The sequence below is a fragment of the Allobosea sp. NPDC055353 genome, from assembly GCF_053644975.1.
The window spans coordinates 17,449-38,861 of sequence record NZ_JBSHMC010000004.1 but is presented as its reverse complement, the minus strand read 5'-3'; the positions used below and the strand labels follow the sequence as shown (position 1 = coordinate 38,861).

At 64.2% G+C, this 21,413-nt stretch carries 21 protein-coding genes; 15 read left to right on the top strand and 6 right to left on the bottom strand.

The features are described 5' to 3' along the window. Nucleotides 1–18: 18 nt before the first annotated feature. Nucleotides 19–900, bottom strand: coding sequence for an SDR family oxidoreductase (locus ACWIEX_RS23270; protein ID WP_454035296.1), 882 nt, complete (start codon nt 898–900; stop codon nt 19–21). Between the two features lie 105 nt (nt 901–1,005). Between ACWIEX_RS23270 and ACWIEX_RS23265 the strand changes: the two genes are divergently transcribed. Beyond that, nucleotides 1,006–1,764 (top strand): enoyl-CoA hydratase/isomerase family protein, encoded by a 759-nt coding sequence (locus tag ACWIEX_RS23265; RefSeq protein WP_454035295.1) that lies wholly within the window; start codon nt 1,006–1,008, stop codon nt 1,762–1,764. Between the two features lie 18 nt (nt 1,765–1,782). Here the strand turns inward: ACWIEX_RS23265 and ACWIEX_RS23260 are convergent, their stop codons facing one another. Together ACWIEX_RS23260 and ACWIEX_RS23255 are read right to left on the bottom strand one after the other, a co-directional pair. Next, complete coding sequence (locus tag ACWIEX_RS23260) at nt 1,783–2,520, bottom strand: GntR family transcriptional regulator (RefSeq protein ID WP_454035294.1); 738 nt, start codon at nt 2,518–2,520, stop codon at nt 1,783–1,785. A gap of 277 nt (nt 2,521–2,797) precedes the next feature. Then, the gene (locus tag ACWIEX_RS23255) at nt 2,798–3,037 is read right to left on the bottom strand and encodes a hypothetical protein (protein WP_454035293.1); all 240 of its coding nucleotides are present in this window, start codon (nt 3,035–3,037) and stop codon (nt 2,798–2,800) included. Nucleotides 3,038–3,040: 3 nt separating this feature from the next. On the opposite strand from ACWIEX_RS23255, the gene ACWIEX_RS23250 reads away from it, so the two are divergent. Genes ACWIEX_RS23250 through ACWIEX_RS23240 form a run of 3 tightly spaced genes read left to right on the top strand, consistent with a single transcriptional unit; the run spans nt 3,041 to nt 5,144 of the window. Beyond that, nucleotides 3,041–3,850: a Bug family tripartite tricarboxylate transporter substrate binding protein gene (locus ACWIEX_RS23250; protein ID WP_454035292.1), complete on the top strand. Its 810-nt coding sequence runs from the start codon at nt 3,041–3,043 to the stop codon at nt 3,848–3,850. A gap of 45 nt (nt 3,851–3,895) precedes the next feature. Beyond that, nucleotides 3,896–4,870 (top strand): quinone oxidoreductase family protein, encoded by a 975-nt coding sequence (locus tag ACWIEX_RS23245; RefSeq protein WP_454035291.1) that lies wholly within the window; start codon nt 3,896–3,898, stop codon nt 4,868–4,870. A 28-nt stretch (nt 4,871–4,898) separates the two neighbouring features. Beyond that, nucleotides 4,899–5,144, top strand: a complete 246-nt coding sequence (locus ACWIEX_RS23240) for a hypothetical protein (protein WP_454035290.1) — start codon at nt 4,899–4,901, stop codon at nt 5,142–5,144. A gap of 69 nt (nt 5,145–5,213) precedes the next feature. Here ACWIEX_RS23240 and ACWIEX_RS23235 read toward each other — a convergent pair whose 3' ends face one another. Continuing rightward, on the bottom strand, nt 5,214–5,687 hold the full coding sequence (locus ACWIEX_RS23235; RefSeq protein ID WP_454035289.1) for an Lrp/AsnC family transcriptional regulator: 474 nt from the start codon (nt 5,685–5,687) through the stop codon (nt 5,214–5,216). Nucleotides 5,688–5,747: 60 nt separating this feature from the next. Between ACWIEX_RS23235 and ehuR the strand changes: the two genes are divergently transcribed. The 11 genes from ehuR (at nt 5,748) to ACWIEX_RS23180 (ending at nt 17,816) form a co-directional block, all read left to right on the top strand. Then, complete coding sequence (gene ehuR, locus ACWIEX_RS23230) at nt 5,748–7,202, top strand: MocR-like ectoine utilization transcription factor EhuR (RefSeq protein ID WP_454035288.1); 1,455 nt, start codon at nt 5,748–5,750, stop codon at nt 7,200–7,202. Between the two features lie 127 nt (nt 7,203–7,329). Then, a complete protein-coding gene (gene eutB, locus ACWIEX_RS23225; protein ID WP_454035287.1) occupies nt 7,330–8,358 on the top strand; it encodes a hydroxyectoine utilization dehydratase EutB in 1,029 nt (342 codons plus the stop codon). Beyond that, nucleotides 8,355–9,368, top strand: a complete 1,014-nt coding sequence (eutC, locus tag ACWIEX_RS23220; protein ID WP_454035286.1) for an ectoine utilization protein EutC — start codon at nt 8,355–8,357, stop codon at nt 9,366–9,368. The genes eutB and eutC overlap by 4 nt, the downstream gene beginning before the upstream one ends. Next, nucleotides 9,365–10,543 (top strand): ectoine hydrolase DoeA, encoded by a 1,179-nt coding sequence (gene doeA, locus ACWIEX_RS23215; RefSeq protein ID WP_454035285.1) that lies wholly within the window; start codon nt 9,365–9,367, stop codon nt 10,541–10,543. Before eutC ends, doeA begins: the two co-directional genes overlap by 4 nt. Before the next feature lie 4 nt (nt 10,544–10,547). Beyond that, the gene (gene doeB / locus ACWIEX_RS23210) at nt 10,548–11,561 is read left to right on the top strand and encodes a N(2)-acetyl-L-2,4-diaminobutanoate deacetylase DoeB (protein ID WP_454035284.1); all 1,014 of its coding nucleotides are present in this window, start codon (nt 10,548–10,550) and stop codon (nt 11,559–11,561) included. A 106-nt stretch (nt 11,562–11,667) separates the two neighbouring features. Next, nucleotides 11,668–12,519, top strand: coding sequence for an ectoine/hydroxyectoine ABC transporter substrate-binding protein EhuB (ehuB, locus tag ACWIEX_RS23205; protein ID WP_091860388.1), 852 nt, complete (start codon nt 11,668–11,670; stop codon nt 12,517–12,519). Between the two features lie 81 nt (nt 12,520–12,600). Next, nucleotides 12,601–13,266 carry an ectoine/hydroxyectoine ABC transporter permease subunit EhuC gene (gene ehuC / locus ACWIEX_RS23200; protein WP_454035283.1) on the top strand — a complete coding sequence of 222 codons (666 nt, stop codon included), beginning with the start codon at nt 12,601–12,603 and terminating at the stop codon, nt 13,264–13,266. A 10-nt stretch (nt 13,267–13,276) separates the two neighbouring features. After that, entirely contained in the window at nt 13,277–13,969 is a 693-nt protein-coding gene (gene ehuD, locus ACWIEX_RS23195; RefSeq protein ID WP_061966090.1) for an ectoine/hydroxyectoine ABC transporter permease subunit EhuD, read from the top strand. Next, nucleotides 13,966–14,745, top strand: coding sequence for an ectoine/hydroxyectoine ABC transporter ATP-binding protein EhuA (ehuA, locus tag ACWIEX_RS23190; protein WP_454035282.1), 780 nt, complete (start codon nt 13,966–13,968; stop codon nt 14,743–14,745). The genes ehuD and ehuA overlap by 4 nt, the downstream gene beginning before the upstream one ends. Nucleotides 14,746–14,880: 135 nt before the next feature. Then, nucleotides 14,881–16,389 (top strand): NAD-dependent succinate-semialdehyde dehydrogenase, encoded by a 1,509-nt coding sequence (locus ACWIEX_RS23185; RefSeq protein WP_454035626.1) that lies wholly within the window; start codon nt 14,881–14,883, stop codon nt 16,387–16,389. Between the two features lie 35 nt (nt 16,390–16,424). Beyond that, a complete protein-coding gene (locus ACWIEX_RS23180) occupies nt 16,425–17,816 on the top strand; it encodes an aspartate aminotransferase family protein (RefSeq protein ID WP_454035281.1) in 1,392 nt (463 codons plus the stop codon). A 657-nt stretch (nt 17,817–18,473) separates the two neighbouring features. Here ACWIEX_RS23180 and ACWIEX_RS23175 read toward each other — a convergent pair. Together ACWIEX_RS23175 and ACWIEX_RS23170 are read right to left on the bottom strand one after the other, a co-directional pair. Next, nucleotides 18,474–20,174, bottom strand: a complete 1,701-nt coding sequence (locus ACWIEX_RS23175; RefSeq protein WP_374480941.1) for an RNA-directed DNA polymerase — start codon at nt 20,172–20,174, stop codon at nt 18,474–18,476. A 144-nt stretch (nt 20,175–20,318) separates the two neighbouring features. Continuing rightward, nucleotides 20,319–21,383 (bottom strand): hypothetical protein, encoded by a 1,065-nt coding sequence (locus ACWIEX_RS23170; RefSeq protein ID WP_374480939.1) that lies wholly within the window; start codon nt 21,381–21,383, stop codon nt 20,319–20,321. Nucleotides 21,384–21,413: the final 30 nt, after the last annotated feature.

Here is a 21,413-nt window from a genome sequence, read left to right as displayed (position 1 = left end):
CGGCTTGGGATGCCCCCATCAGCCTGCAGCGCTCGCAGCCTTGTCGTTGCGGTCACGGCCCCGGATACGGTCGCGCGCCTGCTGCCATTGCTCGTCGGTCCAGGGCAGATAGTTCGTGAAATAGGCGCCGTTCGCGAGGCCATGCGCACCGTCGACGGCAATCGTCTCACCGCTGAGCCACTCGCAGCCCGGCGCCATCAGGAAGGTGGCCAGTGTGGTGAGCTCGGGCTTCTGTCCGAGGCGTCCCATCGGATTGACCGAGCGCTCGTAGTCATGCGGATTGTCGGTCGGGCGCAGGCGGGCCGAAGCGCCCTCCGTCGGAAAAATGCCCGGCGAGATGGCATTGAGCCTGATGCCGTAGCGCCCCCATTCGATGGCGAGCGAGCGCGTCATCGCCTCGATCCCGGCCTTCGACATGGCCGAGGGCACGACGAAGGGCGCGCCGGTCCGCGTGAACGTCGCCAGGATCGAGAGCACCGAGCCCTTTCGCTGCTCGGCTATCCAGCGCTGTCCGATCGCGTTGGTGACGTAGAAGGTGCCGCGCAGGACGATATCGGAGATCGCGTTGAAGCCGTTCGCCGTCAGGTCTTCCGTGCGGCTGATGAAATTGCCGGCCGCGTTGTTGACCAGCCCGGTCAGCGGACCATGGTCGAGCCAGGCCCGGTCGACCATCGTCCGCACGGATTCAGGCGAGCGGATGTCGCACTCATAGGCGTCGACCGCCGCGCCGGTCTCGCGGGCGATCGCCTCGGCCGTCTCCCGGACGACCGCTTCCCTGCGCCCGCAGATCGCGACGCGCGCGCCGTAGCCGGCGAAGCGATGCGCCATTTCGCGGCCGAGCCCGGTGCCACCTCCCGTCACGAGGATGTGCTGGCCCTTCAAGACGTCGTCCCTGAACATGCGCCTCTCCCATCTCGATCCGAGCAAGCATCGTCGCGCGGCCTCTAGCCGGAAGCGATCTCACTCGCTATTAAATTCGAACTTATCATCAAAAGGAAGAGGCCGATGTTGGAAATCGCCCGCGACGGCACGACCATTGTCCTGACCCTGAACAATCCCGCAAAGCGAAACGCGCTCTCCGCCCCGCTGCGGGAGGGATTGCTGGAAGCTTTCCTCAGGCTCGAGAGGGACCGTGATCTGCGTGCGGCGGTCATCGTCGGCGCCGGGGGGAACTTCTGCTCGGGCGGAGACATCGACTCGATGAATCAATCGACGGATCTGGCCGCCGGTCGCGAGCGTTTTCGCGGCGTGCACGAGCTGACGCGGCTGATGATCCGGGGCTCGAAGCCGGTGATCGCAGCGGTGGAGGGCTGGGCGGTCGGTGCCGGGCTGGGGCTTGCGCTCGCGGCCGATACGGTGATCGCCACGCCCGGCGCACGCTTCCGGGCGGGGTTTCCGCAGGTCGGACTGATCGCGGATTTCGGCCTGCTGCATACCTTGCCGGCCCGCATCGGGCCCGCAAGGGCGCGCCAGTTTCTGCTATATGATGAAGTGATCGATGCCGAGCGCGCCGGCCGCATCGGATTGACCGACGAAACGGTGGCTTCGGGCGAACTGCTCGAACGGGCGTTGGCGCTTGCCGGCCGTTTCAGCCAACTGGCTCCCCTGGCGACGGCGCAGACCCGAGCCGCCCTGGCCCGGGGGCTCGACCCGATGCTGGACTGGGAGCGCGATACCCAGGCCGCCCTGCTGCAAACGGCGGACCATGCGGAGGGTCGGGCGGCCTTCCTCGAAAAACGGAAACCGCGCTTCGCCGGCCGATAAGGTCGCGCCGAACCGCTTTCAGATCCGCTGGCGGATGACGCTCCTGACCGAGTAGCGCGCCGCCGGATAGAGATTGTAGGACAACTCGAATGTCTGGCCATTATTGGCGACATAGCGCCGCTTCACGGCCAGGGCGGCGGTTTCAGTCCCGGCGTGCAACAGATCGGCCATTGCCGCCGGCATGGTCGTCGCCGATACCTCCTGCTCGACATAGTCGAGCTTGAGACCCTGCTCATCCATGATGACTTCGTAGATGGCCCTGTCCCCCTGCTGGATGGCTTCGAGGGTCGGGGCCAGCTTCTCGGGCACGAAAACCTCCGACCAGCAAAGGGGCTGCTGGTCGTTGCGTGTCGATCGCACGCCTGCAACCCGCAACCATCTGCCTTCCCGAAGTCCGGAGAAGGATTCGAACGACTTCGCCACGCTGGAGGCGAAGCCGTAATGGCGCACGTCGAGCTGGGTGCTCTGGGCGAAATCGAACAGCCCTTTGAGATCGCGCAGCGAATGCACATAGGGCGCGACCGGCCGTTGGGCCAGCACCGTCGTGCCCGTCTTGCGCCGGCGCCCGAGGATGCCCTGCTCCGCGAGCAGCTTCAAAGCTTCGCGTATGGTGTGGCGACCCACGCCGAACCGCTCCTGCAGTTCGGGCTCCGTCGGGAAGCGGCTGCCCACAGGGTAGGTCCCTCCGCCGATTTCGTCGCGCAGCAGATCCGCAAGGACCGCATGTCCACCGGTGGTCCTGGTACCCTCAGGCATGTCTTGCTTCTTCTCGCACGCAAAATCCCCGCTCGCTCCGTGAAATAGCTTGCTCCGGCGCCGAATCATAGCCCCCGGAGCGAACTGCACACTGTTCTTCGAATGAAATGGCAGGGCCTATGCCGTGAGGCCGCGCAGCCGGTTACGGCAAGGCGGCGTCGATTGAAAGTCAAAGCATCCCAAATGCCTTGAGAGGCCTGTGCGCTTCCTTTGGCCAGTGGTTGGGAATCGTCGCGACTTCGCCGCTTTCAGGTTGACGTCCGGAAGCTCCGCACTATCATTCGAATAAAATAATGAATGGCGACGACGCCTGAGAGAAATTCGGGAGGAGAATGCTATGGATCGCCGCGAATGCATCATCGGGCTTGCCGCCGCCGGTCTCTCCGCGACGCAGGCCTTCGGGAGCACGTTTCCGATCCGATCCCCGATCCTGTCCAATGGTTACCCGGCCGGCGGCTCGACGGATATCGCCTCGCGATTGATCATCGAGGGTATGGCGCAGGAGCTCGACGGACATCGAATGGTCGTCGAAAACCGGCCGGGCGCCAGCGGAACCGTCGCGGCGACATGGCTGACGCGCCAGCAGCCGGATGGCTACAGCCTGCTTCTGTCGGAATCGTCCTCGTTCGCGATCTGGCCTGCGATGCATGAGACCGGCGTCAAATATGATCCGGTCCAGGATTTCGACTGGATTGCGACCGTCTGTACGGCTCCCATGGTGCTGATCGTTTCGCCGGACTTTCCGGCGAAGACGGTGAAGGAGACAATCGAGCTTCTCCGTACGCCGGCATCTGCGGAGCTGAATTATTCCAGCTCCGGCGTCGGCTCGATCCCTCATATCGGCTCAGAATTGCTGCGAGCCCTTGTCGGCCCCGCCAACCAGTCGCGCCATGTGCCGTATCGCGGCGGTGCGCCAGCGGTGCTGAGCGTGTCGAAAGGCGAGACGGCCTGGGGGGTGGCGTCGCTGGGGTCGGCGACGGGACTTCTGAACGGCGGTGCCCTGAGGGGGCTAGCCGTGACGAGCCCCAACCGGTTTCCGCTGTTCCCGGACATCCCGACGTTCAGGGAGCTCGGGATGCCGGAGATGGAATTGAACATCTACTACCTGATCCATGCGCCGGCGGGCCTGCCGCCTGAGGTCCGCGCCAAGCTGAACAAGGCCGGAGCCGCCTCGCTGAACCAGCAGGTCACGCGGGAACGGTTCCTCAAAGCAGGGATGCAGGCGTGGGAAGGCCCCAACACTCCCGAAAGCACCCGCGCGATCGTCGTGGCGGAAAATGCAAGGTTTCGCTCCATCGGCCAGCGCACCGGCCTGAAGATCGTGACCTGAGCCGCGACCGATGCAGCCTGATAGAGCCATCAACGGAACTTCACGATGACACCGGCGATCGTCCTCAGGAGCCATGGAGACCCGGATCAGCTGAAGCTGGAGCAGGTCGACCTGCCGGACCCCGGTCCTGGCGAATTGCGGATCAGGCAGAGCGCCATAGGCGTCAATTTTCATGACGTGTATGTTCGCTCGGGGCTGTATCGCACGCTCGCGCTGCCCGGCATTCCGGGCATTGAGGCCAGTGGCATCGTCGAGAAAGCCGGCCAAGGTGTCAGGGATTTCCGGCCCGGCGACAGGATTTGCTATGTCACAGGCGGTTACGGAGCTTATGCCGCGCATCGAAACCTGCCCGAGAACCTTGCGCTCAAGCTGCCTGACGCCGTCGATCATGAGATCGCTGCCGCGACGATCCTGAAGGGGCTGACCGCCTGCATGCTGCTCCGCAGGGAGTACGTGGTCGGTCCGGGGGATCATATTCTCGTGCATGCCGCTGCCGGGGGCGTTGGACAACTGCTTTGCCGCTGGGCGGATCACCTTGGCGCCGTCGTGATCGGAACGGTCGGAGATCCACGCAAGGAAGCGGTCGCGCGTGCGGCGGGCGCTGCGCATGTGCTCTCAAGCTCCGATCAGGGGCTTGCCGGCAAGGTGATGGACATCACGAAGGGCGAGGGCGTCGCCGTGGCCTACGACTCGGTCGGGCGCGACAGTTTCCAATCGTCGCTGTCCGCGCTGTCGTATTTCGGGAAGCTGGTGAATTTCGGGCAGAGTTCCGGCCCGGTGCCGCCGTTCGAGGTTTCGCAACTCGCGGCGCGCTCGAATTCACTCTCCCGGCCGATCATCTTTCATCACCTGCGCAACCCAGCCGCGTTGAGGGAGATGGCGGCCGAAGTCTTCGCGCTGATCGGCGAAGGCATTCTCAAGGCGGATATCGGCTTGCGCCTCCCGCTGGCGGAAGCCGCCGAGGCGCATGCGAGGCTGGAGGGCCGGAGCACCGTCGGCTCCACCATCCTGCTGCCCTAGGTCCCGTCGCACCGTGCCCGGATCCTCATTGAACCGCGTCGTCATCAACGTTGTCACGTCGGATCTCGGAGATTCCGTAAGCCGCGTGCTCGCGGACGTTCAGCGCTTCGGCTGGACGCTGAACGAGATCGCGGCTTCCGCTTCGTCGGCAAGCACTGCCGAATTCAAGCTGGCCGTGTCGGCGCCACCGGATATCGAGCTGGCTCATATCGAAGACCGCCTGGCGCGGCATCCGACGGTCGCCACCGTGCAGGCGCGATGGGTTTCCGGCTGAACAGCCCCGGGCTTTTGTGGATGCTCTCTCCCGCAAGCCGAGATTTGTGCCTGTTTCTTATGGCGTGGCTCAAGGCTGGTCTCTCGGGATCGCGTGGATTTCGGCCAACGGGACGCTCTTGGTCACGACGTAGGTGTAATAGCGCTCGATCCCGATCGCCGGTTCGAGCAGCCGGTCGATCAGGCGCTGATAGGCGTCGATATCGGGGGTGACCACCCGCATGATGTAGTCGATGCCCCCACCGGTCGCGTCGCAGGCGACGATGGCCGGTTCCCTCGCCACGGCCTCTTCGAAGCGGCGGAAATCCGCCTGCTGATGGCTCTTCAGGCTGATCTCGACGATCACCGTGGTGCGTGGGGCAGCGGGTTTCAGATCGACGATCGCGGAATAGCCCTTGATCACGCCGGCCTCCTCCATCCGGCGCAGCCGCTCCCAGCAGGCCGCCGGCGACAGCGCCACCGTTTCGGCGAGCTTGAGCTTGGTCATGCGGCCGTCGCGTTGCAGGGCCGCGACGATCTTGAGATCGATGGGATCGAGCTTCATCTTCTGGGACCGCGGGTGCATAATGTCATGAATGCCTCTTTATAAGAACGAGACAATATCATGTTCCGTCAAGCCGAACGGCCTTCCGGCAACAGGCTTTCTCCGATCGTCGAGAAGGCCGTCGAATGGCGCCCGGTCCTGACGAAGCAGAAGGGCGCGACCAAGCATGCTGCGCTGACCGAGCGCATCATCGCCGATATCGACGCCGGCATCCTGAAGCCGATGGACCGGATGCCGACGCATCGCGACCTCGCCCATGAACTCGGCATCTCCGTCCAGACCGTCAGCCTCAGCTACAAGGAGGCCGAGCGCCTCGGCTATCTCAGCGGCGAGGTCGGGCGCGGAACCTTCGTGAAGAGCCGCGTCACCGAACAGGCGGGCCGGCTGATGCTCGACCGCAGCCCCACCGAAGTCGTCGACCTCTCGATCGTGCGCGGGGTTTATCTCGATGCCCATGAGGTGGCCTCGCGCCAGGCGCTGTCAGCCCTGGCCGAGGGCGACAGCAGCGCCTTCATGCGGCCGTGCCGGCCGATCGCGGGGCTCGACCACCATCGTGAAGCGGCGCGCCTCTGGCTCGGTCCGCTCGGCGTCGAGACACCCGTCGAGCGCATCCTGATCACCAATGGCGCCGCCCATGCGCTCTTCCTCGCGCTCGCCTGTGTGGTCCGTGCCGGCGACCTCGTGCTGACCGAGAACCTGACCGATCACGGCGTGATCGGCCTCGCCAACGTCCTCGGCTTCAGCCTCAAGGGCCTGCCGACCGACGAGGAAGGCATCCGCCCCGATGCGTTCGAGGCGGCTTGCCGCGCTGGCGGCGTGCGGGCGGTCGTGCTCATCCCGACGCTCAACAATCCGACCAGCCATGTCGCCGGCCCCGAGCGACGCCGCGCTATCGCCGAGATCGCGCAGCGCCATGGCGTCTTCGTCGTCGAGGACGAGGTCTACAAGCCGCTGATCGCCGAACCGCTGCCGTCGATCACCGCGATGCTGCCGGATCTCGGCTTCTTCCTCACCAGCTTTACCAAGACGGTGCTGACCGGCCTGCGCGTCGGCTACCTGGTCGTGCCGCCGCAATACTCGATCCGCGCAGCCTCGATCCTGCGCGTGACCAGCTGGAGCGGCACCTATCTGCCGGCCGAGATCGCGACGCGCTGGGTCCAGGACGGTACCGCGCAAAGGCTGCTCGCCGTCCAGCGCGAGGAAGCGACGGCACGCCAGCGCATCGTCGCGGAGACGCTCGGAGGCCATGTCGCCTCAAGCCATCCGCTCTCGCTCTGCTCCTGGCTCAAGGTCCCCGCGCATTGGACCGAGGACAGCCTGGTGCGCTCGCTCGCCGACCGGCGCATCGCGGTGACGCCGTCTGACCCGTTTGTGGCTGGTGCAGGCCATGGCGGCGGCCTCCGCATCTGCCTCGGCGGACGGATGAGCCATGAATTGCTGGCGCGGACGCTGACGACGGTGCGCCAGACCTTCGAGCAGCTGCCGCCGGTCTTCGATATCGGCGCTATCGGCTGAGAGCGGCGGGCAGGGCCCTCCGCCCATGTCATTGCCGCCTGCGGCGCAAGTTTGGCATAATTGGATCATGACAATATAATAATTGACATGAAATTTTCTCCCTCGCAGCATGACAAGCGAGGGAGACATGACGGTGACAAAACCGCGTCTTTTCACTGCCGAGGCAGATCGACCGGCCGCGCCGCCGGCCGCTGTCGCGCTGTCCGAGGTCGAAGCCGCCATGGCGCGGATCGCTGGCCGGGTCGAGCGTACGCCGCTTGCAACTTCGCCTTCCCTGAGCCGCCTCTGCGGCCATCCTGTCCATCTCAAGCTCGAAACCCGCCAGCCGGTCGGCGCCTTCAAGCTGCGCGGCGCGATGAATGCGGTGCTGGCCTTGGGCGAGGACCGGCGCCGGCGCGGGCTCGTGACCGCATCGACCGGCAATCATGGCCGCGCCGTCGCCTACGCTGCCCGCGAACTCGGCCTTGCCGCCACCATCTGCATGTCGGCGCTCGTGCCGGCGAACAAGATCGAGGCGATCCGCTCGCTGGGTGTCGAAATCCGCATCGTCGGCCGCTCGCAGGATGATGCGCAGGTCGAGGTCGAGCGACTGGTCGCGGAACAGGGCCTCACCCAGATCCCGCCCTTCGACGATTCCGACGTCGTCGCCGGCCAGGGCACGATCGGCCTCGAACTCATCGAGGATCTGCCGGAATTAGCCTGCGTGCTGATCCCGCTCTCAGGTGGCGGGCTCGCCGCCGGCATCGCTGTGGCGGTCAAAGCCCTGCGGCCTTCGGCAAGGATCGTCGGCATCTCGATGGAGCGCGGCGCCGCCATGGCCGCGGCGATCGCGGCCGGCCGGCCGGTCGAGGTCGTCGAAGAGGAAACGCTGGCTGATTCGCTCGGCGGCGGCATCGGTCTTTCCAATCGCGTCACCTTCGGGCTGTGCCGTGATCTCGTCGACGAGGTCGTGCTGCTGAGCGAGGCCGAGATCGCCGCCGGCATCCGCCATGCCGCGCTCGTGGAGGGCGAGATCGTCGAGGGCGCCGGGGCCGTCGGCATCGCCGCCTTGCTCGCCGGCAAGGTCAAGCCGCAGGGGCCGACGGCGCTCATCGTTTCCGGCCGGAACATCGACGAGGCCGTGCATCGGCGCATCGTCTCCGGAGCCGCCGCATGAGCCGTATGCTCGTCCTCACCGAAGCGGAGCTGCGCCGCATCGTCGGGCTCGATCCGAGCGCCGTCGACTGTGTCGAGGAGGCCTTCGCGGCGCTCGCGACCAAGCCCGTCGCGATGCCGCCGATCCTGCGGCTCGACATTCCCCAGCACCGCGGCGAGGTCGATGTGAAGACGGCCTATGTGCCGGGCCTCGATGGCTTCGCGATCAAGGTCAGCCCCGGCTTCTTCGATAATCCCCGGCTCGGCCTGCCCAGCCTCAACGGGCTGATGATCCTGTTCAGCACCCGCACCGGGCTGGTCGAGGCGCTGCTTCTGGACAATGGTTATCTCACCGATGTCAGGACGGCCGCGGCCGGAGCCGTCGCAGCGCGCCATCTCGCCCGGTCGGATGCCGCGGTCGCAGCCATCTTCGGTGCAGGAATGCAGGCCCGGCTCCAGCTCGAAGCGCTGGCGCTGGTGCGGCCGATCCGCGAGGCGCGGATCTGGGCCCGCGATCCGCAGAAGGCGAACGAGGCGGCGGCCGAGCTCTCCCGGAAGCTCGGCTTCCTTGTCGCTGCTGTGGCCGATCCCCGGGCCGCGGTGCGAGGCGCCGACATCATCGTCACCACGACGCCGGCCGAGCGGCCGATCCTGATGGCGGAGTGGATCGAGCCCGGCCAGCACATCACGGCAATGGGCTCCGACAGCGAGCACAAGAACGAGATCGACCCCGCCGTCTTCGCCCGCGCGACTTATGTCGCCGACCGGCTCAGCCAGACCCGGCGCCTCGGCGAGCTCGCCCATGCGATCCGCGCCGGTTCCGCCAGCGCCGACCAGGCTTCCGCCGAGCTCGGCGAGGTCATCGCCGGCCAACGCCCCGGCCGGAGCCGCGCTGAAGAGATCACCCTGGCGGACCTGACCGGCACCGGCGTGCAGGACACCGCGATCGCCAATCTCGCCGCCCTCCGCGCCCGCACTGCCGGCGCGGGGCAGACCATCGACACCAAAGCCGAAGCGGGAGACGCCGCGTGACCGTGACCCTGAACTTCACCTGCAAGGAATATGCCGAGCGCCTCGCCAAGACCCGCGCCGCGATGGAGCGGGCTGAGGTCGAGTTGCTGATCGTCACCGACCCGTCGAACATGCATTGGCTCACCGGCTATGACGGCTGGTCGTTCTACGTCCATCAATGCGTGCTGGTGCCGCCGACGGGCGAGCCGATCTGGTATGGCCGCAAGCAGGATGCGAACGGCGCCAAGCGCACCGCCTATATCGGCCATGACAGCATCATCGGCTATCCCGACCACTATGTTCAGTCGACCGAGCGCCATCCAATGGATCTGCTGGCCGAGATCATCGCCGAGCGTGGCTGGGGCGAGCTCCGGGTCGCGGTCGAGATGGACAATTACTACTTCTCGGCGGCGGCTTTCGCCTCGCTGCAGAAGCATCTGCCGAACGCCCGCTTCAAGGATGCCGGCGGGCTGGTGAACTGGCAGCGTGCGGTCAAGAGCGCGACCGAGCTCGACTATATGCGCAAGGCCGGCCGCATCGTCGAGCTGATGCACCAGCGTATCGTCGAGGTCATCGAACCCGGCATGCGCAAATGCGATCTCGTCGCCGAGATCTACGATGCCGGCATTCGCGGCACGGCCGAATTCGGCGGCGACTATCCCGCGATCGTGCCGCTGCTGCCCTCGGGCGCCGATGCCTCCGCCCCGCATCTGACCTGGGACGACAAGCCGATGCGCCTGGGGGAGGGCACCTTCTTCGAGATCGCAGGCGCCTACAAACGTTACCACTGCCCGCTCTCGCGCACCGTCTTCCTGGGCAAGCCGACGCAAGCCTTCCTCGACGCCGAGAAGGCGACGCTCGAAGGCATGGAAGCCGGCCTCGCCGCGGCAAAGCCCGGCAATACCTGCGAGGACATCGCCAACGCCTTCTTCGCGGTGCTGAAGCGGTACGGGATCATCAAGGACAACCGCACCGGCTATCCGATCGGCCTGTCCTATCCTCCGGATTGGGGCGAGCGCACCATGAGCCTGCGGCCCGGCGACCGGACCGAACTCAAGCCCGGCATGACCTTTCATTTCATGACCGGCCTCTGGCTCGAGGATATGGGCCTCGAGATCACCGAAAGCATCGCGATCACAGAGACCGGCGTCGAATGCCTATCGAACGTGCCGCGCCAGCTCTTCGCCAAGGATTGATGCGATGCTAAGCGCCTCGCCCCGCCCCTCGCCGGTGACGCCGACGATCGACCTCTCGGCCCGAGGCGTCCAGCACGGCCACTTGCGCCTGCCCTATAGTCGCGACGACAGCGCCTGGGGCTCGGTGATGATCCCGATCTGCGTCGTCGCGAACGGGGAGGGGCCCACCGCGCTCCTGACCGGCGCGAACCACGGTGACGAATATGAGGGGCCGGCTGCGCTGTTCGAATTGGCGCGCTCGCTCGATCCGGCTGAGGTTTCGGGCCGGGTGATCATTCTGCCGGCCCTGAACTATCCGGCCTTCCGCGCCGGCACGCGGACCTCGCCGATCGACAAGGGCAATATGAATCGCAGCTTTCCGGGCCGCCCGGATGGCAATGTCACCGAGAAGATCGCGGACTACGTCACGCGCCATCTCGTGCCGCTCGCCGATATCGTCCTCGACTTCCACTCCGGCGGAAAGACGCTCGACTTCCTGCCTTACGCCGCCGCGCACGAACTGCCGGACAAGGCGCAGGAGGCGCGCTGCTTTGCGGCGGTCGCGGCCTTCTCCGCGCCCTACTCGATGAAGATGCTGGAGATCGACGCCGTCGGCATGCTCGACACCACCGTCGAGGAGATGGGCAAGGTCTTCGTCACGACCGAGCTCGGCGGCGCCGGAACGGCGAGCGCGACGAGCATCGGCATCGCCCGGCGCGGCGCGGGCAACCTGCTCAGGCATGCCGGCATCCTCGCAGGAGTGCCCGAGACGGTGCCGACCCGCTGGCTCGACATGCCCTCGGCCGATTGCTTCTCCTTCGCGCAGGACGACGGTTTGATCGTCTTCGAGCGCGACCTCGGCGAACCCGTGCGCGCCGGCGAAGCGATCGCCCGGGTCTATCCCGTCGGAAAGACCGGGCTCGCCCCGGCCGAGTACTGTGCTGCCATGGATGGCGTGCTCGCCGCCCGCCACGTCCCCGGGCTGATCAAAGCCGGCGACTGCCTCTCGGTGCTCGCCGTGCTGAGGGAGGCGCCCTGACCCGTTCGGCCGGGCGACCGGTCCAAGCCAATCCGCCGGCGCGAAGACGCCAGCCAAGCCGAAGCAATCGGCACGCGGAGAAACATCAACCAGAGGAGAATTGCACATGCCGTTTCTGAAGATCGCGGGTCTCTCCGCCATTGCTCTCGCCACCGGCCTTGCCGCCGCCGGCGCCACCACGCTTAAGGACGTCAAGGACCAGGGCTATATCCGCGTCGCGACCGCCAACGAGGTGCCCTATTCCTACATGAAGGATGACGGCACCTCGGCAGGCATCGGCCCCGATGTCGCCAATGCCGTGCTGAAGAAGCTCGGTATCGCCGAGGCCAACTGGTCGGTCACGCCGTTCGGCACGCTGATCCCCGGCCTCAAGGCCAAGCGCTTCGACTTCGTCGCCGCCGAGCAGAACATCTCGCCCGAGCGCTGCAAGCAGGTCTCCTTCACCGAGCCGAACTCCTCCTATGGCGAGGGCCTGCTGGTGAAGAAGGGCAACCCGAAGAAGCTGACGACCTATGCCGACATCGCCAAGGACCCCTCTCTCAAGGTCGCGGTCGTCTCCGGCGCCAACAATATCGACTTCCTGCGCGCCGTCGGCGTCAAGGACAGCCAGGTCATCTTCATCACCGCCAATGCCGACGCGCTCGCCACCGTTCAGAGCCGCGCCGACGCCTATGCCGCGACCGAGCTCACTGTCGCCTCGCTCGCCAAGGGCCAGGCCAATGTCGAGCAGGTTGCGCCCTTCACCGACCCGGTTGTGAACGGCAAGCCTGTCCGCAATTTCGGCGGCTTCGCCTTCCGGCCCGAGGACAAGGAGCTGCGCGACGCCTTCAACGCCGCGCTGGTCGAGTTCCGCAAGACCGACGACTACAAGAAGATCCTCGGCACCTACGGCCTCTCGGAAGCCAGCATCAAGGCGGCGGCGGATCGCAAGGTCGCGGACCTCTGCGCCGGCAAGTGAGGCGTTAGCCGACATCATTCCGCCCGCCCGGATGGCGGGCGGAACTCCACGCCTGTTCAACGTTGTCGCGGAGCCTGCCGGATGGAATGGTTGTCCTATCTGCCTGCATTGTCGCGCGGGGCCCTGATCACCGCCGGGATCACCGTGTCGGCGATCGCGATCGGCGCCGTCGCCGCCTTCGCGGCCGGCATCGCCCGCGTCGAGGGCGGGCGCGTGCTGTCGATGGCGGCGCTTTGCTACACCGAGCTCTTCCGCGGCACCTCGCTCCTCGTCCAGCTGTTCTGGTTCTATTACGCCTTGCCGCTCGTCGGGATCAGCTTCGAGCCGGTCGCTACGGGCATCCTGGTGCTCTCGCTCCATGTCGGCGCCTATGGCTCCGAGATCGTGCGCGGCGCGCTGCAATCGGTCTCCGTCCAGCAGCACGAGGCGGCGCGGGCGCTGAATTTTGGCCGGGTCCAGACGCTGCTCCACATCACGCTGCCGCAGGCGCTGGTCGAGATGATGCCGGCCTTCGGCAATCTCGCCATCGAGACGCTGAAACTCTCCTCACTGGTCTCGCTGATCTCGATCGCCGACCTGACCTTCCGGGCGCAGTCGATCCGCAACCTCACCCTCGACAGTGCCGGGATCTACAGCCTGACGCTCATCGGCTATTTCGCGATGTCGCTGGTGCTGATGCTGCTCATGCGGCTGATCGAGCGGTTCGTCCGGCGCGGCGCCGCCTTCCCGCGCGCAGCGCATTCGTGAGGGGCCGCGCATGATGTACGGCTTCGAATGGGATACGACGACGCCGCTGACCTACGCGTCCTCGATCCTGCCGATCATCCTCATCGGCCTCACCGTGACATTGCAGGCCGCTGCCGCAGGCTTTGCGATCGCGCTGGTGCTCGGCCTCGTCTTCGCTCTGCTGCGCCGCAGCCGGTTCACGTCCGTGTCCTGGACCACGGCCGTCGTCGTCGAGTTCCTGCGCGACACGCCGCTGCTGGTGCAGCTCTTCTTCCTCTACTACGTGCTGCCGGACTACGGGATAACGCTGCCCGCCTTCCTGACCGGGGCGATCGCGCTCGGGCTGCAATATTCGGCCTACACCTCCGAGGTCTATCGCGGTGGCATCGAGGCGGTGCCGCGCGGGCAGTGGGAGGCGGCGACCGCGCTGAACCTCTCCCGGATGCAGACCTATCGCGACATCGTCGTGCCGCAGATCGTGCCGCGAATCCTGCCGGCGATGGGCAATTATCTCGTCGCCATGATCAAGGAGACGCCGGTGCTCTCCGTCGTCACCGTGCTCGAGATGATGGGGCTCGCCAACATGATCGGCGAGCGCACCTTCGAATATCTGGTGCCGCTGACGCTGGTCGGCCTGATCTTCCTCCTCCTCACGCTGATCTGCTCGGCCGGCCTGCACCGGCTGCAGAAGGCGCTGCCGAAAGCAGGGATCCCGTTGCGATGATCGAGAACACTCAGGCGCCCATCATCGAGTTCGCTGGCGTCACGAAGCGCTTCGGCGCCCTGACCGTGCTCGACGATTTCAATTTCAGCGTCGCCCGCGGTGAGAAGGTCACGCTGATCGGCCCGTCGGGCTCGGGCAAGTCGACGGTGCTGCGCATCCTGATGACGCTGGAGCCGTTCCAGGAAGGCCGGCTGACGCTCGCCGGCATGCCCTATCACGAGCCGAATGCCGGCGGGCCGTTCAAGGCCTCGGACGGGCATCTGCGCCAGATCCGCAGCCATGTCGGCATGGTCTTCCAGAGCTTCAACCTGTTCCCGCACATGACCGTGCTGCGCAATGTCGTCGAGGCGCCGGTCAGGGTGCTCGGCCTGCCGCGCGGCGAGGCCGAATGCCGGGCCGTCGACCTGCTCGCCATGGTCGGTCTCGCCGACAAGAAGGACCATTACCCGGCCCAGCTCTCCGGCGGCCAGCAGCAGCGCGTCGCGATCGCCCGCGCGCTCGCCATGCGGCCGCGCGTGCTGCTCTTCGATGAGCCGACCTCGGCGCTCGACCCGCAGCTCGTCGGCGAGGTGCTCTCGGTCATCCGCGGCCTCGCCAGCGAGCACGATCTCACGATGCTGCTCGTCACCCATGAGATGCGCTTCGCCCGCGAGGTCTCTGACCGGGTCTGCTTCTTCGACAAGGGCCGCATCTGCGAGCAGGGCGAGCCGGAGCGCATCTTCAACGCGCCCGAGCAGCCGCGCACCCGCGAATTCCTGGCCTCGGTGCTGGGCTGAGGTCGCGCCGACGATCTATCGGCGCCACCGTGAACTTCCGAGACTGCTTCGGTCCACAGCCGGCAGTTCGAAGACAGTCTCGCCGCTCTTGCGCCTAGCCTCGTCATCAATCGAGGGAGGACGGTCATGAACGCAATGACGAGCACGGCAAGGCGAGAAGCCGCGATCGCCAAACCGGCCGAACATCCCGGCCTGGCACGCCTGGCCGATCGCCGCCTGCTGCGGCAGCTCTCCTATATCGATGGACGCTGGACGGCCGCCCGAGACGGCGAGACCTTCCCGGTGGCCGATCCCGCGACCGGCGCCCTCGTCGCGCAGGTCGCGGCGCTCGGCGTGAGCGAAGCGACACGCGCGATCGAGGCGGCCCATGCCGCCTTTCCAGCCTGGAAAGCGCTGCTGCCGCAGGAGCGCGCCGCGCTGCTGCGGCGCTGGCATGCCGCGATGCTGGCGGCGGCCGAGGACCTTGCGCTGCTGATGACGCTCGAACAGGGCAAGCCGCTGGCGGAATCGCGCGGCGAGATCGCCTATGCCGCCGACTTCATCGCATATTACGCCGAGGACGCGCTGCGTGTGAATGCCGAGGGCGTCACCAGCCATCTGCCGGGAGCGCAGATGTCGCTGTCGCGCGAGCCGGTCGGCGTCGCAGCTCTGCTCACGCCCTGGAACTTCCCCTCCGCCATGCTGACGCGCAAGACCGCGGCCGCGCTCGCCGCCGGCTGCACCGTGGTCGCCCACCCTTCGTCGCACACGCCGCTCTCGGCGCTGGCGCTGGCCGAGCTCGCCGACCGCGCCGGATTGCCGGCGGGCGTCTTCAACATCGTCACCGGCGAGGCCGCGCCGATCGCCGAGGCCTATTGCGCCGATACCCGTGTACGCGCCGTCAGCTTCACCGGCTCGACCGAGATCGGACGCATCGTCGCCCGCAACGCGGCTGCGACCGTCAAGCGCGTGGTGATGGAACTCGGCGGCCATGCTCCGCTGATCGTCTTCGAGGATGCCGACCTCGACCGTGCCGTCGCGATCGCCATCGACGCCAAGTTCGCCACCTCGGGCCAGGATTGCCTCGCCGCCAACCGGATCTATGTGCAGCGCGATCTCTATGGGCGCTTCTGCGCAGCCTTTGCAGAGAAAGTCGCGGCGTTGCGGGTCGGCGTTGGCCTGGAGGCTGGCGTCGAGATCGGCCCGCTGATGCACGCAGCCGCCCGGCGCAAGGCGGAGGCCCAGATCACCGACGCATTGGCGCGCGGAGCGAGGCGATTGACGCCGGAGCGCGCCATGCCGGGCCCACTCTTCCTGGCACCAACGGTGCTCGCCGATGTGCCGGAGGAGGCGCTGATCATGCGCGAGGAGACTTTCGCGCCGGTCGCAGCCATCGCTCCCTTCGATGGCGAGGACGAGGTCATCGCCCGCGCCAACGACACCGAATACGGCCTCGTCGCCTATGTCGTGACCCGCGACGGCGCCCGCGCCGCCCGCCTCGCCAGGGCGCTCGACTACGGCATGGTCGCGATCAATCGCGTCAAGATCACCGGCGCGCCGATCCCCTTCGGCGGAATGAAGCAATCCGGCCTCGGCCGCGAGGGCTCGCGCCACGGCCTCGAGGCCTTCACCGACCTCAAATATGTCTGCCTCGATTTGAACTGAGGCGCCGTTTCCCGCTTTCGCGAAGGATGATTGCAATGCTCGACCAACCCGCCCGCACCGACAACGAATTGGACGCCTGGGACCGCGACCACTTCTTCCATCCCTCGACGCATATGGGCCAGCATGCCCGCGGCGAGACGCCGAACCGCATCATCGCCGGTGGCGAGGGCGTCTACATCGTCGATCGCGAGGGCAAGCGGAGCCTCGATGCGTTCGCCGGGCTCTACTGCGTCAATGTCGGCTATGGCCGGAAGTCCATCACCGATGCGATCGCCGAGCAGGCGGCGAAGCTGCCCTATTACCACGCCTATGTCGGCCATGGCTCGGAGCCATCGATCAGGCTCGCCAAGATGGTGGTCGAACGCGCGCCCAAGGGCATGAGCCGGGTGTTCTTTGGGCTCTCGGGCTCGGACGCCAACGAGACCAATCTCAAGCTGGTCTGGTACTACAACAACGTCCTGAAGCGGCCGGAGAAGAAGAAGATCATCTCGCGCTGGCGCGGCTATCACGGCTCGGGCGTGATGACCGGCAGCCTCACAGGCCTTGCCGCCTTCCACAACCTCTTCGACCTGCCCAAGGCGCCGGTCCTGCACACCGAGGCGCCGTACTATTTCCGCCGCGAGGATCGCAGCATGAGCGAGGAGCAGTTCTCGCAGCATTGCGCCGACAGGCTGGAAGAGCTGATCCAGGCCGAGGGGCCGGAGACGATCGCCGCCTTCATCGGCGAGCCGGTGCTCGGCACCGGCGGCATCGTGCCGCCGCCGGCGGGCTATTGGGCGAAGATCCAGGCCGTGTTGAAGAAATACGACATCCTGCTAATCGCGGACGAGGTCGTCACCGGCTTCGGGCGCCTCGGCAGCATGTTCGGCTCCGATCACTATGGCATCGAGCCCGATCTCATCACCATCGCCAAGGGGCTGACCTCGGCCTATGCGCCGCTCTCCGGCGTCATCGTCTCGGAGAAACTCTGGCGTGTGCTCGAGCAGGGCTCGGACGAATTCGGCCCGATCGGCCATGGCTGGACCTATTCCTCGCATCCGCTTTGTGCGGCAGCCGGTGTTGCCAATCTCGAACTGGTCGACGAGCTCGACCTCGTGCGCAATGCCGGCGAGGTCGGCGCCTATTTCAACGCAGCGCTGAAGGACGCGGTCGGCCGCAACGCCTATGTCGGCGAGGTCCGCGGCGAAGGCCTGCTGGCGGCTGTCGAGTTCGTCCGCGACCGGGATGACCGCGTCTTCTTCGACGCTTCGCAGAAGGTCGGCCCGCGCATCGCCGCTGCCCTGCTGGAACAGGGCGTCATCGCCCGCGCCATGCCGCAGGGCGACATCCTCGGCTTTGCCCCGCCGCTTTGCCTGACGCGGCAGGAGGCCGACCAGGTTGTCGATGCAACGCAGCGAGCCGTGAAAGCGACGGTCAAAGCGCTGTAGCGCCAAGAGCAAAACCTGGCCTCGACGTCGTAACGGGCGGGGTCTGGCGCTCGGCCATGTCGGGTGGGCGTCTCTCAGAATGAGGGTGGCCGAACGATCCCCGATCGCTCGGCCTCAAGTACCATGAGGGGGGCAGCTCTGGAGCATGATGCCGGAAGTGATGTCTCGCTCAAAAGGAGCAGCATGTGCATCGTCGGCGAGCTGCATTGGACTTGAGACTGCTCCGCCTCCGGGCTTTCACCCGACGTGATCGAAAGCTTCGGTCGAGCCAAGCGCGAAAACATCACCCCGGCGATACGCCGCTATCGACCGCGTCGAAGTCGATGACGGTGTTGTTCGTGTATTGCTGATGAAGCGTCTCTGGAACGGACCGCCGCCAGGCTATCGCTCGCAGTCGACGGTGTTCCCAGATATGTTTGGAAATGGCGCGCCGCACCGGGCGAAGATGACAACTACGTTTACGCTATAGCCCTATAAATGTGCCTTCGCTGACAGGGAGTAGCTTCTCTGAAATTATAGATGTTTCTTGCGCACAGGCCTGACTATCGGCGCAGGTGGTTTCGGTGGCCTTTACTGCGCCAACGGCCTTCGGCGAGATCAGGTAAGCGTGACAACGGCGGCAGGTGGCCGCCGCTTTCTCTTTGCATTTGAGCTAGTCTAGACACCGACTCGCTTGCTTATCTCTTTGTAGTAAGCGTCCTCAAAGGCTCGGAAGTGATTAGCTCTTAAGGTTGTAATCTGAGCGACCGGTGCAGCAGGATTTTTCAGTGCAGATAGGAGGCATAGAAATTTTGCGTGTGTAATGCCGGTTCCACGGGATGGATTTGGTGCCTTTAACGCGTCAAACATTGCCTTAAATGTTGGAAGATCGGTCGCAAGTTTCATATGGAATTTGTATGTGTCGCGCACACCAGAATTTAAGGTATCCCCGAGAAGACGCTTAAGAGGCGTCTCTTCAGGCGAACCGTGAAACAAGGGCATGAACGAAGCCGCCAGACGACCCAGCCGCTCATGCGGTGACCAAATGTTTCGGGCATCTCGAAGAGTTGTGAGAATCTGCGCGGGCGTCCCATATTTCGACAGCAGCCAAAGCCTTGAATAGAGCCCAAAGTAGCTTTGTGGGTCATTGCTCGCGATGACAGCTTCAAGCATTGCGTGACATCGCTTATTTTTGACAAATGTTTCGACAAGATAGTTTGACATCTCCACCATCGCGGCATCATCAACAAGAAGACCTGACTGACTTGCTCTTGCTAGAATGCCCGCAATCGATGGAGTGAGGGGGCGACTTCTTATAAACGAATAAACATTCTCTCGAACTGATGGTCTTCTTTTGACGAGATCTTCGAGAGCTTCAGGCTTCACCACAGCGCCGGTTTTAGCCGCAAGCCCCAGCCATCGCTTCAGAACCTTTTCGCCGTTCCCTGCGTCGAATGATTTTTTACGAAGTCCTTGCCTGATTCTGGCTTCAACATGAGCTCGCTGCCGGTCCAACGGAAGTCCGTGTCTCACGCGGTGATCGACGCTTGCCTGAACTGAATCTAGCCGCGCGTTCTCGAAAATTCGGAAATGTCGAATAGCCTCGGGCCGAGTAAGAATGACTGTCTTGCCGCTGTTCAAACGAACCTGCTTCGTCTGAAGGACCAGATCGACGGTCTTCAATGCCCGTTTGGCATCAACGATCGTGTCAACACCTATATCGATGTCGTCCATGTAGCGCACGAAGTCTCGTCCGGGATCGCTCGCAAGGTACGAATCTAGCTCGTAGAGGAAGCAGTGCGCTAACAGGCGAGGTGCATCAAGATTGATTTGGGGCAACCCAACCTCGATGCGAGGAGTGTAATCCGGCTGCCAAAGAAGATCACCGAGGACGTATATCAGCATATCAATCACACATTCATCGACGCCGCTGATCGAGGCAATGGCGTTGCGGAGATGAACGTATGAAATACTGTCGTAGTAGTTGGCGATGTCTGTTACGACGACGAACTTACGCGTCTTTGAAAACTCGAACAGCTCTTTCTGGAAATTTAACCAAGCTGCGAACGTGCCGTAACCACTCGGTGGTGACGAGAACTTGTGATCCTTTGGTTCAAAGAATGCCTTGCTCGTAGGCGCCTTGCCTTTGATTTCAGAATAGAGAGCATCAGATAGACACTGCAAAACGATGGCATCTCGTATGCTCGGAATGACGAGCTGCCTGCAAAGCCCTTTGCTTTTTTCGACAAGGATCCGTTGCGCCTTCTGCGGTACATAATCACCCGATAATATCAAATGCGAAAGTTTTTGGCTCTCTACTTTGCGTGACACATGAAAGTCGAAATTCTCTATCCCATCGCACATGAACTGATCACGCATTGAGACTTTAACTTTCTCTTTCCAAATCCTTTCGATGTTCTGTGGAGAAAATATTGTTCGCAGCTTCTTCGCACGTATGTCAAATCTAGGAGATCTCATGAGGTGGATCGCACGGCCATGGTCTTTATTGCTGAATGATGTCCACTACTCATCGGCACCCCCTCTGCCTGCGAAAAGGTCCCCCTGATCTGTGTCGATTTCGCTAAATGCACCCAAAACCGCTGACAGAGCATTATCGTCTAGAGGCTCAGACAAGGCATCGCCATTGAACTCTAGAACGCGCAGAACTCTGATATTCTTGGGTGAATTGGCCTTTCCCTGAAAAGCCCACTGCACCTTGATCGTGTCCATGATGTGGATGTTGAGCTGTTCGGCTTTCACCAGCCCCCAGAACTGTTCATCTTCAATCCGGAACAGCCGCTCGCGGCCCTTGGCGTCCTTCGCCTTCCAAGCACGCTGACGATCTTCCCTTTCCCAATTCGGGGACGTCACCTTGAGGTCAACGATAGCCGTCTGCCACGGCTCATCGTCTTCGTCCTTCACCGGCGGGAGAACAACCTGTAGGCGCGCGAAGTCGCTTCGGTCGATTGGGAAAACAGGCTCGTCCTCGAACCCGACTGCGCGGATATCAGGTGTGACGGCGCAAGCTTCGTAGAACTCGTTCCGTGCGGCGAATCCATCGCGAAAGCGCGTCGTGGTTACGCCAACCGATTCCAGTTCGGCGACATCTGTTTGAAGGAAGGATTTTGTTGTTTCGACCAGGAATTCAGCGGCGGCAAGGCATTTCGCTTCGTCATCTTCTGGCGCTTTGTCCGCTTCCTCGATGACCTCGTCATCCTCATCAGAAACGATCTGCTCCCTGATCGCCGAACCTGCCTGCTCGGCCCAATGTGCCGGTTCCCGTAATGTCAGACCACGGATGAAGGCCTGACCGATATCGCTTTCCGTAAATGTCCAAACAGCGATCCAGCCGCCAAGCAAATAGACGCCGATCCTGCTTTTGAAGGAGCTTTCCTGCGGCGGAAGAACCAGAATCTCATATTTCAGCTTTCCATCGAAAAGCTCCCTGTTCAAAGAGGCAATGATGGTTTCCGCTTGTTCGGCGGTGCGCACAAACGTACCGAGAGGTATGGCATGCGCCGGTAAGTTAAAATGGATCGGCAAGACGGCTAGCACGCCATCTTTACCTAACCAGATCTCATCCTGCATACCCCCTCCCTACACAGCAACGCCCAAACT